Genomic DNA, 14,848 nt, shown 5'->3' on the forward strand with positions numbered 1-14,848 from the left:
GTTAGTTCATTTCTTATAGAAATCGCTCGATACATGCAAGCAACTTACAGACACTGTAATATTCATTCATATTTAATCAATAGAGTGGCATTAACTTGCATTTTGCATCCTATATAAATGCACTATTAATCCAATTTCATTAAAGAAGACATATCCGAAACAGCCTCCATAAAATTAATATCTTTTAAAAATCAGACACTTACAATAAAACCCCAGAGAATCATTAAAAATTTAACATCTGTTTTATGCATGAAAGTAGAATTTTAACCCCATTTTATGCACAGATATCACTCAAAAACGGCCACCCAATACCCTTAAATAATATCTTTGCGCAATAAAGAACAAAAAAATGCAATATCGGCACTCAAACCCCGAAAAAAATGACACTGTCACGTACCTTTAAATTTACGACCAGCAAAAAAATGCAAACTCTGTTAGCCTTGCTTGCAAAAAATAAGGAGAGCATTTTGGACTACAGCACACTTTCCATACTGCTATTAGTGGGAACAGGATTCCTTGCAGGCATCATCAATACCCTCGCCGGAGGCGGCTCTAATCTAACCCTCCCCGCGCTCATGGTAATGGGACTACCAGCGGATGTTGCCAATGCCACCAATCGTGTGGGCGTTCTATTACAAGGGCTGGTTGGGGTCAGGGGATTTCATAAAGCCGGCCGCGTGGACACATCAGATTTTATTCCTGTGATGATCCCTACCGTTACGGGTGGCATTATTGGCGGGGCACTAGCGTCCTATGCTCCGGAATACATTTTGAAGCCTCTACTTCTAACCGCAATGCTCTCTATGACACTACTAATGCTAATTAAGCCCAGCGTCATCTCACCACCACCTGGAACCGTCCCCTATAAGGTCAAAGAACGCCCCAGGGCTTGGATTGCACTTTTTATCGCTGGAATATACGGAGGCTTTGTACAAGCAGGGGTCGGTTTTCTCTTGATTGCAGCCCTTGCTGGAACCCTGAGATACGACCTAGTTAGAACCAATGCTTTGAAAATGGTGTGTGCGGTAGGATTTACCAGTATCGCGCTCATTGTCTTCATTTGGAATGGACAAGTACTCTGGATACCTGGACTCATCTTAGCCTGCGGTACTATGGCGGGATCTATGGTGGCAGTAAGGTTTGCTATCAACGCAAACCCAAAACATCTGAAGTGGTTTCTATTTGTGATGACTCTGTGCGGCTGCATCGCAGCCTTAATCAGTGACTAGGAAGATTATAGGCAATAAAAAAGGCAGCCTAGGCTGCCTTCTTTTTAAACGTAAACTCTAAATTATAGAGGTTTAACGTTTTGAGCTTCAGGGCCTTTTTTGCCTTGAGCTACTTGGAATTCAACTTTTTGGCCTTCAGCAAGAGTTTTGAAGCCAGCAACGTCGATTGCAGAGAAGTGAACGAATACGTCTGGGCCTTGCTCTTGAGTGATGAAGCCAAAACCTTTAGTTTCGTTGAAAAATTTAACTGTACCAGTTACTACGTCTGACATAATGATATTCCTGTTTGAAATAAGTTATTTGTGATTGTATTGCTACAATCGGGCAGTGCTTAAAAAACTCGGTATTACTTATGACAAAACAGGACAAACCGTATTCTGGCCGCAAGCGACACTGTACATAAATAGCGCCAATTAATTAAACAATTTGATTGTAAGGCTGTTCTCAGTATGGGGTCAACTTAAACTCACACTTTTTTGTAACTTTATTAATAAGCTTTTTCAGAGGCTTATCCCACCTTCTTGCTCTGGATCAATACCTTGGTTTGATTAAGCTATTCTAATCACTATTCAAACCACAGCATGACCATATAGATTAAAGGAGAGCCCTATGAAAATCGCAGTTTTTTCATGCAAGCCCTATGACAAGCGCACCTTAAATAAAGCTGTGGAAACGTCTTCTGACCTGGAGTTGGTATACTTCGAAAGTAGGCTCAGCATGGAAACAGTCTCTCTAGCAGAAGGCTTTGACGGTGTCTCTTGCTTTGTAAATGATGACCTTTGTCGAGAGGTCATCAATCAGCTAGCTGCTTATAATATTCGTGCCATAGCGATGCGTTGTGCAGGGTATAATAATGTGGATTTATACTGCGCCAAAGCCCATAACATTCCCGTATTTCATGTGCCCGACTATAGTCCGACCTCTGTAGCCGAACATGCCGTTGCTTTAATTATGGCCCTCAACCGCAAAACCCATCGCGCTTACCACAGGGTTAAAGAGGGAAACTTCGCCCTCGAAGGGCTAATGGGGTTTAACTTAGAAGGCAAAACTGTCGGTTGCATCGGCACGGGGCGCATTGGCGCAGCATTTTGTAGAATAATGAATGGCTTCGGCTGCAACATTTTATGCTATGACATTTCTGAAAACCCCGACCTTCAAACACTGGGCGCTGAATATGTAGACCTTGCCACCCTATATAAAGAGAGTGACATTATTAGCTTACACTGCCCTCTCAATGCATCCACTCACCATTTAATTAACGACCAGTCTATCGCTCAAATGAAAGAAGGCGTCATGATCATCAACACCAGTCGCGGCGCATTGGTGAACGCTCAACAGGCCATCGACGGTCTCTATCAAGGTAAAATTGGCTATTTAGGATTGGATGTATACGAACAGGAAGGGGCTATTTTCTTTGAAGATATGTCCGATCACATTATCCACGACAGTGTGTTCCAACTACTTTTAACCTTTCCAAATGTCATTGTGACTGGGCACCAAGGCTACTTTACAGATACAGCCTTAGAACACATTGCTCAGACCACTCTTGATAACCTTAAACAAATGCAAAACACACCCCCTCAATACAAAAGAGAGTTGGCGCTATCCACCTAAAAGGTGGTTAGCCGTCTTTTTCAAACTGGGGTAAGTCATCATTTAAATGATACCAACAGGATTTTTCCGCCACATAAATATGCTTTTCTGGCTCGATATTTGGATCGCTGTCCATAACCCCGAGAGCAATATCAATATGGTTAGGGAAATCTTTGTTGTAGTAATAAATCGCGCAACCACAATCCTTACAAAAACCTCGACGTACCCGCTCCGAGGATGCATAGCGACGAATGCGTTTTTTGCCTGTTAGCCATACCACATCCTCTTTCATGCAGGTGCCATAGGCAGCCCCTCTTCCTCCATGACTTTTTCGGCATTGCTCACAATGACAAACACTTGCGCTGATAAAGGGGGATGCTATTTCAAACTCCACAGCTTTACATAAACAAGAGCCTTTCACGTTAGAAGATCCTCCAAAAAATTCTGCGCCATTATGCCAAACTAGTTGAATTACTCAATTAGAGCGCTAAAAAAACCTGCATATTAGTCATATAAGCGGTTGTACTTTGTCGCTAGGCGCATACACTTAATCCATCAGCATTATTCAAAATCAAGCCAACATAAAGCCGATGAATATAAATAAAATCGATCTTAACCTTTTAATTTATTTAGATGTCCTGTTACGTGAATGTAACGTGACCCGTTCCGCCAATAAATTAAACATCACTCAACCGGCCATGAGTAATGGCTTGAAGCGACTTCGGGATTTGCTTGGGGATCCCTTACTGGTGCGTACCAGTGAAGGTATGAAACCAACAGAAAAAGCCCTAAGACTTCAACCGATTGTGCGCAAAGTCCTCCTAGAACTGGAAGAAGCCCTTCAGCCTGAAGCCGACTTCAACGAAAAAACCTCCACCAGAGTTTTTCGTATCATGGCCAGTGACTATGCAGCATCTACAGTAATCCCGCGCCTGCTGAATCGGCTACGAGAAAATGCTCCCGGCATCACCATTGATATCATGACCCCAAGCGATGTTACCTTCCACGATGTTGAGGCTGGTAAAATTGATATGGCCATCAACCGCTTCGAGGAGCTTCCCCAATCGTTCCATGAAAAAAGCGTCTGGCATGACACATTTGTCTGCATGATGTCTGCCGACAACCCCATAGCCCAAAACTTTACCTTAGAAACCTATCTTGAAGCACAACACATTTGGGTCAGTAAAACTGGATTTGGTGTGGGCGTAGGCATGGACCCAACGGACGTCCAAAAACTAGGTTGGGTAGACGAGGCACTTCAACAACAAGGTCGAAAACGCAGTATTCGTGTGTTTACCCGTAGTTATCACACGGCTATGCACCTAGCCTTAGAGCAAGATCTCATCGCGACACTGCCACGCAAAGTAGCACTGATTAATCGTAACAATCCCGATTTCGTAATATTAGAGCCTCCGTTCACTATTCCACCGATTGAACTAAAGATGATTTGGAGCCCATTGTTACACCATGATGCCAGCCATATTTGGTTCCGTAAGCAAGTCATTGAACTAGCCAACGAACTGAAATCTCAAGGTGCACGCCTTTAAGGAATCATCATGACTCTAAATATTCAAGGCATCCACCATGTGGCCATCATTTGCTCAGATTATGAACGCTCGAAAGCTTTTTACACAGATATCTTAGGGCTGACCATTCTGTGTGAAACCTATCGTTCGGAGCGAAACTCCTACAAGTTGGATTTAAAAGTAGACTCTTCGACTCAAATAGAATTGTTTTCATTTCCGTCTGCCCCCATTCGCCCCTCTTACCCTGAAGCTCAGGGGCTGAGGCATTTAGCGTTTTCAGTCGCTAACCTTGAGGAGTCTGTGAACTCTCTAATCAGTCGCGGCATTGAAGTAGAAGCTATTCGGATGGACGAGCTCACCGGCAAACGCTTCACCTTTTTTGCCGATCCAGATGGACTTCCACTGGAACTTTATGAAGCATAAAAAAACGCGCCAATTGGCGCGTTTTTCTTAAATCTAACGAATTACAGCTTGCCGCCGTTTTCGCCTAGGTAAGATGCAACACCGTCAGGTGTGTTCACCATACCTTTATCACCTTTGTTCCAGCCAGCTGGACAAACTTGACCGTGCTCTTCGAAGAATTGAAGCGCATCAACGATACGAACTAGCTCATCCATGTTACGGCCAATCGGCTCATCGTTTACGATCTGAGAACGTACGAAACCTTTTTGGTCAATTACGAAAGATGCACGCATAGCAACGCCTGCTGGGTAGTAAGAATCGCCGCCTTCAGATTCAATACCGTATGCTTGCGCAATCGCGTGGTCCATATCACCTGCTAGAGTGTACTCCACCGCACCGATACCGCCTTCTTCAACAGGCGTGTTACGCCAAGCATTATGAGTAAAGTGTGAATCGATGGAAACGCCAATCACTTCTACACCCATCTCACGGAATTTTTCCATACGGTGAGACATAGCGATGATTTCAGAAGGACATACAAACGTGAAGTCCAATGGGTAAAAGAACACGATTGCGTACTTGCCCTTGATGGTTTCTGCAAGGTTGAAAGAATCAACGATTTGACCGTCAGCCAATACTGCTGGAGCAGTAAAATCAGGTGCTTTTTTACCAACTAAAATAGACATAATCTAAGTTCCTCTTAACTATACCTGTAATAAAACAAAGCCAAAAAACTTTGGCTCCATACTCTCGTCCTCAGACCAGCTTATTCCTCGGAAGGCGCCGCGTCCTTGATCAAACTTTGTAACTCACCGTTTGCAGCCATTTCTACAATGATGTCACAACCGCCCACTAACTCGCCGTTGACCCACAATTGTGGGAAAGTTGGCCAATTAGCGTATTTTGGTAGTTCCGCACGGATATCAGGATTTTCCAAAATGTTAACAAAAGCAAAACGCTCGCCACATGACATCAATGCCTGCACCGCTTGAGCAGAAAAACCACACTGAGGCATACGTGGGTTGCCCTTCATGTAAAGTAAAATCGGGTTGCCTGTAATTTGCTCTTTAATCGTTTCAATTGTGTTACTCACGATCGTAAACCTCTCATCCTGTCACAGCTAAATTTAAGCCATGAAATTGTGTGTATGTATGCGAGAAAGTATGGGGGTTAACGTATTTTTTACAACCCCATATATTGCAAATCCTTTGACAAATCCCCCTTTACTCAATGGCGGCAGTGTATTAAATTGGCCGATTCCCTAATCATTGGTTAACTTTTGACAGGAGCATACCGTGTCGCCGAGACATTTTTTGACTCTGAAAGACCTTTCGTCTGACGAGCTAAAGCAACTGCTTTCACGTGCAATTGAGCTGAAACGCATGCATCGTGAAGGTACTGAATACCAACCTTTAAAAAACAAAGTTCTTGCGATGATTTTCGAAAAATCATCTACCCGAACACGTGTTTCCTTTGAAGCTGGTATGGCTCAATTTGGCGGACACGCGTTATTCCTTTCCCCACGAGACACTCAACTAGGCCGAGGGGAACCCGTTGAGGACAGCGCACGTGTCATTTCCAGCATGGTCGATGCGGTCATGATCCGTACTTTTGACCACGGAATGGTTGAAACCTTTGCGGCAAACTCCTCAGTCCCTGTTATCAATGCGCTGACCGACGACTTCCACCCATGCCAGCTGCTAGCTGACATGCAAACTTACTTAGAACATCGCGGCTCTATTGAGGGCAAAAAAGTCGTTTGGGTTGGTGATGGCAACAACATGTGTCAGTCCTATATTAATGCGGCGGCACTATTAAACTTCAAACTTGTGGTCGCTTGCCCGAAAGGTTACGAGCCCACACCTGAAATCCTCGCAGAGAATGCAGACTACGTTACCGTGGTAAACAGCGCCCAAGAGGCAGCAAAAGATGCTGACCTAGTGGTCACCGACGTGTTCGCTTCCATGGGACAGGAAGATGAACAGGACCTACGCCTCAAAGATTTTGCAGGCTTCCAAGTCAACCAAGCCATCATGGACCTAGCGAAGCCAGATGCTTTATTTATGCACTGCTTGCCTGCCCACCGAGGCGAGGAAGTCACCAGTGAAGTCATTGACCACCCAGACTCTGTGGTATGGGATGAAGCAGAGAATCGTCTACACGCTCAAAAAGCATTACTTGAATTTTTGATCTGTAACTAAGACAATCTCGTAAGGCTCGTTGTAGGAAGCAACTACACGGGCCTTTTTTGCACCCATAGAAATGAAAATCGTTCACAAAACAGAGATTCCCATGAGCATCATTGAAGTTAGGCACTTAAAAACACTCACCGCCCTGCGCGAGACTGGCAGTCTCGTGGAAGCTGCAGAGCGAGTACACCTAACTCAATCAGCCCTATCTCACCAACTTAAAGACCTAGAAGAAAAACTTGGATGTCCTCTCTTTATTCGCAAAACTAAACCAGTACGCTTTACCAGTGCTGGATTGCGACTGTTACAATTAGCGGACGACGTTTTACTGTCTTTTCGCTCTGCCCAGCGCGACATCCAACGCTTTGCAGAAGGTGAAAGTGGACGCTTACACATCGCCATCGAGTGCCACAGCTGTTATGAATGGCTAATGCCCACCATTGATCATTTCCGTGAACACTGGCCAGACGTAGAGCTAGATCTCTCTACCGCATTCAGCTTTATGCCTTTACCTGCTCTAGCGCGTGGCGACTTAGACCTAGTGGTCACCTCTGACCCTCAAGACTTACCTAATATTGAATACATTCCATTGTTTCAATATGAATCTCAAGTCGCCTTATCGAGACACCATCCCTTGGCAAAGAAAGAGTTTTTAGTACCGGACGACTTCAAAAACGAAACGCTTATTACCTACCCTGTGGAGTCGGAGCGTCTAGATATTTTTAAACACTTTTTAACGCCTGTCGGCGTTTCTCCAGCCAAGATTCGCCATAGCGAGCTGACGCTCATGATGATGCAATTGGTTGCGAGTGGTCGTGGGGTCTGCTGCTTGCCAAATTGGGCTCTGACGGAATACACCAACCGCCAATATGTGATTACCAAGTCCCTAGGGGAAGAAGGGGTATGGTGTAAGCTGTATTTGGCGATCCGCAAGGATCAAAGAGACAATGCTTACATGGACGACTTAATCAGCACCGCCTCGAAAACCTGCTTTAAAAACCTACGGGGCATTCTATCCCCAGACCTTTAATCAAGCTTACTTATCGGTCACTTTTAGCCGATCTGGATAATGGACGAGCAAACTCTAGTGAGCAAAGCTTTGTCATGACTAATGACAAGCACACCGATACTCTCTTGCTCTGCAATACGTTTTAATGTTTGCCAAAGCTGCGCCTGCGAAATGGGATCCAGAGAAGCGGAGATTTCATCTGCTATCAGAAATCTAGGTTTGCCTGACAAAGCACGCAAAACAGAAACCCTCTGTAATTGCCCTCCAGAAAGCTCATGGGGATATCGTTTTAGCCAGTCCGACGCCACACCAATGCAGTCGGCTAGCTCCCTGGATGGCACCATGGCCTCCGATACAATTTGTTCCACACGCCAACGGGGATTCATTGCCAATTGAGGGTTTTGATGAAGATATTGAACTGGATGAAACCCTTTACTCGGAACAGTTCTACCGTCCACATTTACGACACCTGTGGCGGGTTTATGTAACCCTGCAAGGGTTCGTCCAAAGGTGGTCTTCCCTGCGCCCGATGGCCCATACACCCCAACAAACTCACCAGACTGTAAGCGCAAGGACACATTTTCAAACAATGGATGATCAAAACCCGCCGATAAATTCACCGCTTCAAGCATAAGAATAAAACTCATTTTGTGGCAGCGCCTGCCACAAGGCTCGAGCATGTTCAGACTGCAAATCTATACCCGATCCACTGAAATCATCCGCTCGCTCTATGCCTAACAAACGTCCCTGATCCAAAATCACAACCCGATCAACCAATGGTAATACTGCGCTGAGATCATGGGTGATAAGCAGCACTGACCGCTCTCCAGAGGCCTGATCACGGAGCCGTTTTAAAATTCGGTCACGATTGTCAGGATCAAGCCCCACCGTAGGTTCATCAGCAACCAATAGGTTAGGTGAACCTACCAGTGATAGGGCCATTAGAACACGTCGCGCCATGCCTCCAGAAAGCTCACTTGGAAAGCGATCAGCAACCTCTGGGGATAGCCCAACATCGAGCAACTGAGCGACAGGGTCGACTTTATCATTGCCTGCGCGACGCCCTGACCAACGAATCTGAGCACCTACTTTCGCCAGAGGATCAAGGTGACCTATGTCTTGGGGCATCAAAGCAATCTGCTTACCTCTCAGCCCTTTTGGGTAGTCATTCATAAGGGATGCTCCCTTAAACATCATTTCCCCTTTCAAATTGGCATTAGGCGGAAGCAAACCCAGAATGGCATGAGCCAACAAACTTTTCCCAGCACCAGAAGTACCTACCACAGCCACAAGCTCCCCTGGAGCAACAGTGAAGCTTAGAGCAGAGAGACGTTCAACTTGCTCACGGCGGATAAGTCCCCCATAACGATGAAAACTCAGGGATAAATTGGACAGGGTTAGCATTGGGCCTCCCTTGGGGTAAATAAACGTCGGCTGGCGCTACCAAGAGCTTCAAAAGCCAGCACTAATAGCACCAGCATCACACCAGGAAACAAAGCCAACCACCAGCGACCAGCACTGATGTGCCTCATGGATTCCGACAACATGACACCAATAGCAGGACGGGAAGGTTCCAACCCGAAGCCTAAAAATGTTAGACCTGCTTCATGCAAAATAGCATGGGGAAACATCAACAATGCCCCAACTAAAATATGAGGCAGCAAATGCGGCAAGATGTGATGCCTTGCAATAAACCACGGCGACTTCCCCAAGGCACGGGAGGTTTGAACATAGGCTGTGGCTTGAACTTCTCGCAATTCGATTCGTAAAATACGGGCAAGACGGGGCCAGTGACTAATGGCCACAGCCAAGATCACCGCTGAGGTGCCGCCACCTAAAGCGAAAGACAATAGAATAAGCAGCATCAGGTGCGGCATAGACAACATCCCATCAATCAGAAACGTTACCACGCGATCCGCACGATCACCAAAAGCCGCCCCTAAAGCCACCAAGGTTGAAATGAATACTGACAGACTTGCCGCGAGCAGCCCAACCCAAAGACTCAAAGCCAAACCATGTAGTGAACGGGCCAACAGATCACGCCCCATTTGATCGGTACCAAAAGGGTGAGCCCAACTAGGTGACTGTAAACGACTCAAAAAATCCGCTCGAATCCCAGTCTCTCCAATAAGAGCCGCCGCAAGCAACACAATCAGTATCAAGGATAATGCCATTCCGCCGCGATACAGAGCACTTAGACGACCATTCATAGGGACCTCGCACGAGGATCGATGACACCTTGTAAACGGTCGGCACAAAAATTAGCTGTCGAAACTATAAGAGTGGTTAACAAGGCGATGGCTAACAGCAAAGGTACATCTCCCTTTAAACCTGCCTCAACCGTGGCTCGACCTAACCCAGGCCAAGCAAACACCTGCTCAGCCAAGATAGAGCCGCCAAATATCTCACCACTTGCTGCCATCATCGCCGCCAAAGCAGGTAGTGCCGCATTTCGTAACCCGTGGCGTAAAACGATATCAAATAAAGACGCGCCCTGTGCTCGCGCTAACAGCACATAATCTGACTGCAGCACTTCAATCATCTTAACTCGAGTATGCAGGGCAATAGAGGACACCCCAAGGGTAGTTAAAACAATCAGAGGCAAGGCAAGGTGCGCCAGTCGCTCCCCAAAAGTCACCTGATCGGGAGGCACACCAATCGGGCCAGAACAACAAATAGGCGCCCAACCAAGCCATACGGACACCCCGACAATCGCCAGAATCGCCAGCCAAAAAGTCGGTGTACCAGCCAAAACATAACACCACAGGCGTATCATTCGATCGATCCAAGTCCCGGCAAAAGAAGCCGCTAATACGCCCAATATAAAGCCAACAATGCCTGATAGCAGCCATGCCAGACCAGTCAACGCTAAAGACGCGCCAATGCGATCCCCCATGACTTCCGCCACAGACATATTATAAGTGGTACTAAATCCCAGATCCCCTGAGACAAGCTGCCCTGCCCAGACTAAAAATTGTTCGGCCACGGGACGATCGAGTCCCCAAGCGGCCTCAATTTGCGCTTTTTGCTCCGGCCCAACTTTGGAAACCGCCACCCCAAGATAAGCATCCACTGGATCAATCGGCGACAATTTCATCAATAGAAAAACCACCAAAGCCACAGTGACAAGTAATATCAGTTGCCGGGTAAAAAGACGCAATATAGACATTTACTGGCAAGTCCAACGCCAGTCTGCGATGGTCGCAGTGACAGGCCAACCATGGCCATGGGGTTCAATTTGGGTTTTGCCCAAATCAAGACATTCATCAATAAAATAAACATGATCTAGGTTCACTAGCCAAACCCAAGCGTTATCCCCTTTAAACCCAAAGTGCTTGGCTGACTCAGACCAATGGTCGTAAGAGGCCTCAACTGTTTTCGCAGCTTGAGCTTGAGCAAAAAGTTTATCTACCTGGGAGTTTTCATAGTAGCTGGGGTTAGAATAGCCTACTCCGCCCAGCTCTGATGCATAGATACCATAAAGCTGATAAGGAGAATGACTGCCAAATCCAAAAACCACAGGTTCAGAATGCATCACCCGTTGAATGGCGTCCCAGCTCCCTCCTACTGGAGTGGCTTCGATCCCAAGAGGACGTAGTAACTCTGCCACAGTTTCCGCTAAGGCCTGACGGGTTGCATCACTGGCGGGGTAATTAATTGGAAAGGCCGCTTTAACGCCATCTTTTATTCGCACACCGTCAGCCCCCATGAGCCAGCCTGCCTCATCCAATAGCTTCTGAGCCGCTTCTGGATCATGGGGCACCTGCACCTCTCCAGACCAAGGCAAAGCATCTGCAGGCCCATATCCTGGGGTACCATGGCCGTGTAACGCTACATAAACCACTAACTCACGGTCGATCCAGAGATTCATGGCCTTTCTAATGGCAAGATCTGAAGTGGCAGAATTGCCCACCTTGCGACCAGAAACACTCTCAGGGGAAGGAAATGGCATACTAAGCCCACGGTTATCAACCGTTTGAACGGCTTTCGGATAAAAACCTTCCGGTACGACATCCGCTAACTGGGCAGGCACTGATACCATTTGTACTACCCCAGCATTAGCCGCTGCCAAACCTGCATCTTCGCCAGTGAATAGAAAAGTAATCTGTTCAAACGCCGGAGCTTTGCCAAAGTAATAAGGATTTCGTTCAACGATTAGCTGTTGCCCCTCCTGCCAAGAGACCATTTGAAAAGGTCCTGAACCAATAGGATGACGCCCATATTCCGGCCCATAGGAAGCTTTAGGAACAATGCCCAAGGTAAAGAAAAAATCCACAAAGGTTATCCAAGGTTTAGTGAGTTCAATCTTTACCGTTTTTGTGTCTAGCGCCGTTGCTTCTTTCATTACCTGCAAATCCAATTGCCCTGCCGATGCTTTGGCATGGTTGAAAGTAAAAGCAACATCTTCAGCAGTCAGCTGAGAGCCATCAGAGAAGCGAACATCCTCCCGCAATGAGATGGTCCAAGTTAATCTATCATCTGAGAGTGTCCACTGTGTCGCTAGATTAGGCTGAGTTTTGAGATCCGCATCACGATTCAGTAAGGTCGATTGAAACAACGGATTACCATAACTTCCCCACCCTAGCAGTGGATCAAAACCGGTTTCAGGCTCACCACCAATGGCTAAGACAATACTTTTCGGTGTGGTTGGAGACTGGACATTTTGTGCAGAAGAAACAGAACTGATGACCGCAATCAAAGCGATGATGACACTGCTGGTGAATTTCATTATGAGCCGCCTAGGGAGAACATCCATTTAAAGTATGCTAAATTTTTATTTTCATCATACTTTTCCCTTTAAAGAAACGCAATTAGAGCTTTGCATCAACACTCTTTTCAAGGCATATTGAGGCTCATAGAAGCAACTATCTTTTACTTAACCTAGATTTCGAACAATTGGAGTGGGAATGCAACGCGTTACAGTCACGTTAGATGACGATCTGATGGCAGAGCTCGATAAGCTTATGGAAGAACGGGGTTATGGGAATCGATCTGAAGCCATCCGAGACATGACCCGTGCAGGTCTAGCCCGTAAAAGAGTAGAAGCCCTACCTGATACCCCCTGCGTGGCGGCCTTGGTCTACACCTTTGACCATCACGCTCGGGAAGCTTCCAATAAAGTGACAGCTGCCCACCACGATCATCATGATTTGACCGTTTCATCCCTGCATATCCATTTAGATCATGATCAATGCATGGAAGTCTCTATTCTAAAAGGGAATGTAAACGAGGTGCGACACTTCGCAGATCACCTCGTCTCAGATCGTAAAGTAAAAAACGGCGAAGTGGTAATCATCCCCACGGAGACCACGACAAGCTAGGGAGAAATAGTCTCGGACAGAGGCCATCTAACAACTAAAAACGACTCTAACACACATCCCCAGAGGGAAAGGTGCTAGCTTAGGGTGTTCTGATGCTGGCTACGGGACCAAATCAAGCTAAACTTAGCTCCCCCTAACTCACTGCCGTCCACCAGTACTGCACCACCGTGCCAGAAAGCGATACGCTGCACGATCGCAAGCCCCAACCCGTATCCTCCTGAGGCACGGGTGCGGCTGTTATCAAGACGCTGGAATGGAATAAATACCTTATCCCTATCTTCAACAGGAATCCCTGGACCATCATCCTCAATATCTACCTGCCAGCGCTCTTCATCCGCAGTAAAAGTAATTGAGATTACAGAGTTAGCATACTTAGAGGCATTAAGAATAAGGTTCTGTAAGGCTCGATGAAGATGATGGGCGTCCGCATTCACAATGTCATCATCACTGACACTGATACGTACGTCGAATCGTTGCAGCAATGCTTGGTTATGATCCACGATCCCCTTCAACAATTGGCTGATGCTGGTTCGCTCAAAATTGAGAGCCAAGGACCCTTCTTCCAACTTACCATAGGTAAGCACTTCATCAACTAGGGTATTTAACTCTTCCACATCGATCTCAAGGGCACTCACAGAAGGTTCCAAGTCCTCGCTGACATCATCCTTCAAGGCTTCAAGCCCAAATCGTAGGCGCGCGATAGGTGTTCTCAATTCATGGGAGATGGCATTGATCATTTCACGCTGAACTTTCAAAAGCCTCTGAATGTGAGATGACATGGAGTCAAATGAATAGGCCAACTCTTTTAAGGTACCTGAACTATCCACTACCCCTTGAGGAAGATTGCTTCGGCCACGGGCAATTTGTCGAGTAACGGTTTCGAAGTGCACACGTTTTTGATCCAAGCGGCTAAGCTCAGCCCAAATCAAGGTTAAGAGCGCCACCACTGCGATGATCACAATTAACACCACAGCTAGACTTAACGAGAAAGCCACATCAAGATCTAGACGAATTCGCCAAGCCTCTCCTTCCCCTGTGAACCATAAAATACTCAACTCCCCTTTATATGAGTCCACGATATCAATTCCAGACTGAGTTGGGGCAAACCAACGATCAGCCTCAACCTTGGTCACCTCAAGATTGGGTAATTCCTTCAGAGTGGCTATTTTTTGTTCTACAGGTTGAGATAAGCTCAAGTAGTAACGGAGCAAGCTGGCTACACTGTAACCGTCCGCGGATTTAGGAACGCCTTCTAATAACAACTGAGACTGACTATAGACTTGTGCTAAATCCCCTTCAGGGGTATCAAGCCACTCTACGGTCAAGTCACTTGGAGCAGATTCGGGGAGAGATACGACACGCCACTGGAAACGAGAGTGTTGGTTTAAAGCATCTAAAGAGAGAGTTTTGCTACCCAATAACTGTCCAGCAAGGTGGACATCGGCACTCATAAGGCGGTGTCTTTGTTCGGCTTCGTAGCGCTTTTGTATTAACTCTATCGCCACATAGCACACCAGTAATATGATGGCCCCTCCGATCAGGATATGCCGATAGAGGCGCCATATATCACTTCTCATAA

At 46.4% G+C, this 14,848-nt stretch carries 17 protein-coding genes; 7 read left to right on the forward strand and 10 right to left on the reverse strand.

Annotated elements, in window-relative coordinates; genetic code table 11:
• Positions 1-467: 467 nt before the first annotated feature.
• Positions 468-1,229 (forward strand): sulfite exporter TauE/SafE family protein, encoded by a 762-nt coding sequence (locus ACFQ45_RS12485; RefSeq protein ID WP_377368174.1) that lies wholly within the window; start codon positions 468-470, stop codon positions 1,227-1,229.
• 62 nt (positions 1,230-1,291) lie between these two features.
• Here ACFQ45_RS12485 and ACFQ45_RS12490 read toward each other — a convergent pair whose 3' ends face one another.
• Positions 1,292-1,501, reverse strand: coding sequence for a cold-shock protein (locus ACFQ45_RS12490; RefSeq protein WP_377368176.1), 210 nt, complete (start codon positions 1,499-1,501; stop codon positions 1,292-1,294).
• Positions 1,502-1,838: 337 nt separating this feature from the next.
• Between ACFQ45_RS12490 and ACFQ45_RS12495 the strand changes: the two genes are divergently transcribed.
• A complete protein-coding gene (locus ACFQ45_RS12495; RefSeq protein WP_377368178.1) occupies positions 1,839-2,843 on the forward strand; it encodes a 2-hydroxyacid dehydrogenase in 1,005 nt (334 codons plus the stop codon).
• Positions 2,844-2,850: 7 nt separating this feature from the next.
• Here the strand turns inward: ACFQ45_RS12495 and ACFQ45_RS12500 are convergent, their stop codons facing one another.
• A complete protein-coding gene (locus ACFQ45_RS12500; RefSeq protein WP_377368180.1) occupies positions 2,851-3,243 on the reverse strand; it encodes a GFA family protein in 393 nt (130 codons plus the stop codon).
• 169 nt (positions 3,244-3,412) lie between these two features.
• Here ACFQ45_RS12500 and ACFQ45_RS12505 point away from each other — a divergent pair, with 169 nt between their 5' ends.
• Together ACFQ45_RS12505 and gloA2 are read left to right on the forward strand one after the other, a co-directional pair.
• Positions 3,413-4,369 carry a LysR family transcriptional regulator gene (locus tag ACFQ45_RS12505; RefSeq protein WP_377368182.1) on the forward strand — a complete coding sequence of 319 codons (957 nt, stop codon included), beginning with the start codon at positions 3,413-3,415 and terminating at the stop codon, positions 4,367-4,369.
• Positions 4,370-4,378: 9 nt separating this feature from the next.
• Complete coding sequence (gene gloA2 / locus ACFQ45_RS12510; RefSeq protein WP_377368184.1) at positions 4,379-4,771, forward strand: SMU1112c/YaeR family gloxylase I-like metalloprotein; 393 nt, start codon at positions 4,379-4,381, stop codon at positions 4,769-4,771.
• Positions 4,772-4,812: 41 nt separating this feature from the next.
• Here the strand turns inward: gloA2 and ACFQ45_RS12515 are convergent, their stop codons facing one another.
• Together ACFQ45_RS12515 and grxD are read right to left on the reverse strand one after the other, a co-directional pair.
• Entirely contained in the window at positions 4,813-5,436 is a 624-nt protein-coding gene (locus ACFQ45_RS12515) for a peroxiredoxin (RefSeq protein WP_377368186.1), read from the reverse strand.
• 80 nt (positions 5,437-5,516) lie between these two features.
• Positions 5,517-5,843 (reverse strand): Grx4 family monothiol glutaredoxin, encoded by a 327-nt coding sequence (grxD, locus tag ACFQ45_RS12520; protein ID WP_377368188.1) that lies wholly within the window; start codon positions 5,841-5,843, stop codon positions 5,517-5,519.
• A 202-nt stretch (positions 5,844-6,045) separates the two neighbouring features.
• Between grxD and argF the strand changes: the two genes are divergently transcribed.
• Both argF and ACFQ45_RS12530 read left to right on the forward strand, forming a co-directional pair.
• A complete protein-coding gene (gene argF / locus ACFQ45_RS12525) occupies positions 6,046-6,951 on the forward strand; it encodes an ornithine carbamoyltransferase (RefSeq protein ID WP_377368190.1) in 906 nt (301 codons plus the stop codon).
• A gap of 91 nt (positions 6,952-7,042) precedes the next feature.
• Positions 7,043-7,969 carry a LysR family transcriptional regulator gene (locus tag ACFQ45_RS12530; protein WP_452600461.1) on the forward strand — a complete coding sequence of 309 codons (927 nt, stop codon included), beginning with the start codon at positions 7,043-7,045 and terminating at the stop codon, positions 7,967-7,969.
• 23 nt (positions 7,970-7,992) lie between these two features.
• Here ACFQ45_RS12530 and ACFQ45_RS12535 read toward each other — a convergent pair whose 3' ends face one another.
• Genes ACFQ45_RS12535 through ACFQ45_RS12555 form a run of 5 tightly spaced genes read right to left on the reverse strand, consistent with a single transcriptional unit; the run spans position 7,993 to position 12,677 of the window.
• The gene (locus ACFQ45_RS12535) at positions 7,993-8,595 is read right to left on the reverse strand and encodes an ABC transporter ATP-binding protein (RefSeq protein ID WP_377368192.1); all 603 of its coding nucleotides are present in this window, start codon (positions 8,593-8,595) and stop codon (positions 7,993-7,995) included.
• Positions 8,573-9,352: an ATP-binding cassette domain-containing protein gene (locus tag ACFQ45_RS12540; RefSeq protein ID WP_377368195.1), complete on the reverse strand. Its 780-nt coding sequence runs from the start codon at positions 9,350-9,352 to the stop codon at positions 8,573-8,575. The genes ACFQ45_RS12535 and ACFQ45_RS12540 overlap by 23 nt, the downstream gene beginning before the upstream one ends.
• Positions 9,346-10,158 carry an ABC transporter permease gene (locus ACFQ45_RS12545; protein WP_377368197.1) on the reverse strand — a complete coding sequence of 271 codons (813 nt, stop codon included), beginning with the start codon at positions 10,156-10,158 and terminating at the stop codon, positions 9,346-9,348. Before ACFQ45_RS12545 ends, ACFQ45_RS12540 begins: the two co-directional genes overlap by 7 nt.
• On the reverse strand, positions 10,155-11,117 hold the full coding sequence (locus ACFQ45_RS12550; protein ID WP_377368199.1) for an ABC transporter permease: 963 nt from the start codon (positions 11,115-11,117) through the stop codon (positions 10,155-10,157). Before ACFQ45_RS12550 ends, ACFQ45_RS12545 begins: the two co-directional genes overlap by 4 nt.
• Complete coding sequence (locus tag ACFQ45_RS12555) at positions 11,118-12,677, reverse strand: ABC transporter substrate-binding protein (protein WP_377368201.1); 1,560 nt, start codon at positions 12,675-12,677, stop codon at positions 11,118-11,120.
• Positions 12,678-12,855: 178 nt separating this feature from the next.
• Here ACFQ45_RS12555 and nikR point away from each other — a divergent pair, with 178 nt between their 5' ends.
• Positions 12,856-13,269 carry a nickel-responsive transcriptional regulator NikR gene (gene nikR / locus ACFQ45_RS12560; RefSeq protein WP_377368203.1) on the forward strand — a complete coding sequence of 138 codons (414 nt, stop codon included), beginning with the start codon at positions 12,856-12,858 and terminating at the stop codon, positions 13,267-13,269.
• A gap of 74 nt (positions 13,270-13,343) precedes the next feature.
• Here nikR and ACFQ45_RS12565 read toward each other — a convergent pair whose 3' ends face one another.
• The gene (locus ACFQ45_RS12565; RefSeq protein ID WP_377368205.1) at positions 13,344-14,846 is read right to left on the reverse strand and encodes an ATP-binding protein; all 1,503 of its coding nucleotides are present in this window, start codon (positions 14,844-14,846) and stop codon (positions 13,344-13,346) included.
• Between the last annotated feature and the right edge of the window lie 2 nt (positions 14,847-14,848).

This window comes from Rhodanobacter aciditrophus (assembly GCF_042679525.1).
GTDB lineage: Bacteria > Pseudomonadota > Gammaproteobacteria > Pseudomonadales > Marinomonadaceae > Marinomonas > Marinomonas aciditrophus.

Excerpts from the sequence above, each read along its gene's own strand:
- ACFQ45_RS12490 (WP_377368176.1), bottom strand. The coding sequence starts at position 1,501 with ATGTCAGACGTAGTAACTGGTACAGTTAAATTTTTCAACGAAACTAAA.
- ACFQ45_RS12495 (WP_377368178.1), top strand. The coding sequence starts at position 1,839 with ATGAAAATCGCAGTTTTTTCATGCAAGCCCTATGACAAGCGCACCTTA.
- ACFQ45_RS12565 (WP_377368205.1), bottom strand. The coding sequence starts at position 14,846 with ATGAGAAGTGATATATGGCGCCTCTATCGGCATATCCTGATCGGAGGG.
- ACFQ45_RS12530 (WP_452600461.1), top strand. The coding sequence starts at position 7,043 with ATGAGCATCATTGAAGTTAGGCACTTAAAAACACTCACCGCCCTGCGC.
- ACFQ45_RS12545 (WP_377368197.1), bottom strand. The coding sequence starts at position 10,158 with ATGAATGGTCGTCTAAGTGCTCTGTATCGCGGCGGAATGGCATTATCC.
- ACFQ45_RS12535 (WP_377368192.1), bottom strand. The coding sequence starts at position 8,595 with ATGAGTTTTATTCTTATGCTTGAAGCGGTGAATTTATCGGCGGGTTTT.
- ACFQ45_RS12505 (WP_377368182.1), top strand. The coding sequence starts at position 3,413 with ATGAATATAAATAAAATCGATCTTAACCTTTTAATTTATTTAGATGTC.
- nikR (WP_377368203.1), top strand. The coding sequence starts at position 12,856 with ATGCAACGCGTTACAGTCACGTTAGATGACGATCTGATGGCAGAGCTC.
- ACFQ45_RS12540 (WP_377368195.1), bottom strand. The coding sequence starts at position 9,352 with ATGCTAACCCTGTCCAATTTATCCCTGAGTTTTCATCGTTATGGGGGA.
- ACFQ45_RS12515 (WP_377368186.1), bottom strand. The coding sequence starts at position 5,436 with ATGTCTATTTTAGTTGGTAAAAAAGCACCTGATTTTACTGCTCCAGCA.
- ACFQ45_RS12550 (WP_377368199.1), bottom strand. The coding sequence starts at position 11,117 with ATGTCTATATTGCGTCTTTTTACCCGGCAACTGATATTACTTGTCACT.
- gloA2 (WP_377368184.1), top strand. The coding sequence starts at position 4,379 with ATGACTCTAAATATTCAAGGCATCCACCATGTGGCCATCATTTGCTCA.
- ACFQ45_RS12555 (WP_377368201.1), bottom strand. The coding sequence starts at position 12,677 with ATGAAATTCACCAGCAGTGTCATCATCGCTTTGATTGCGGTCATCAGT.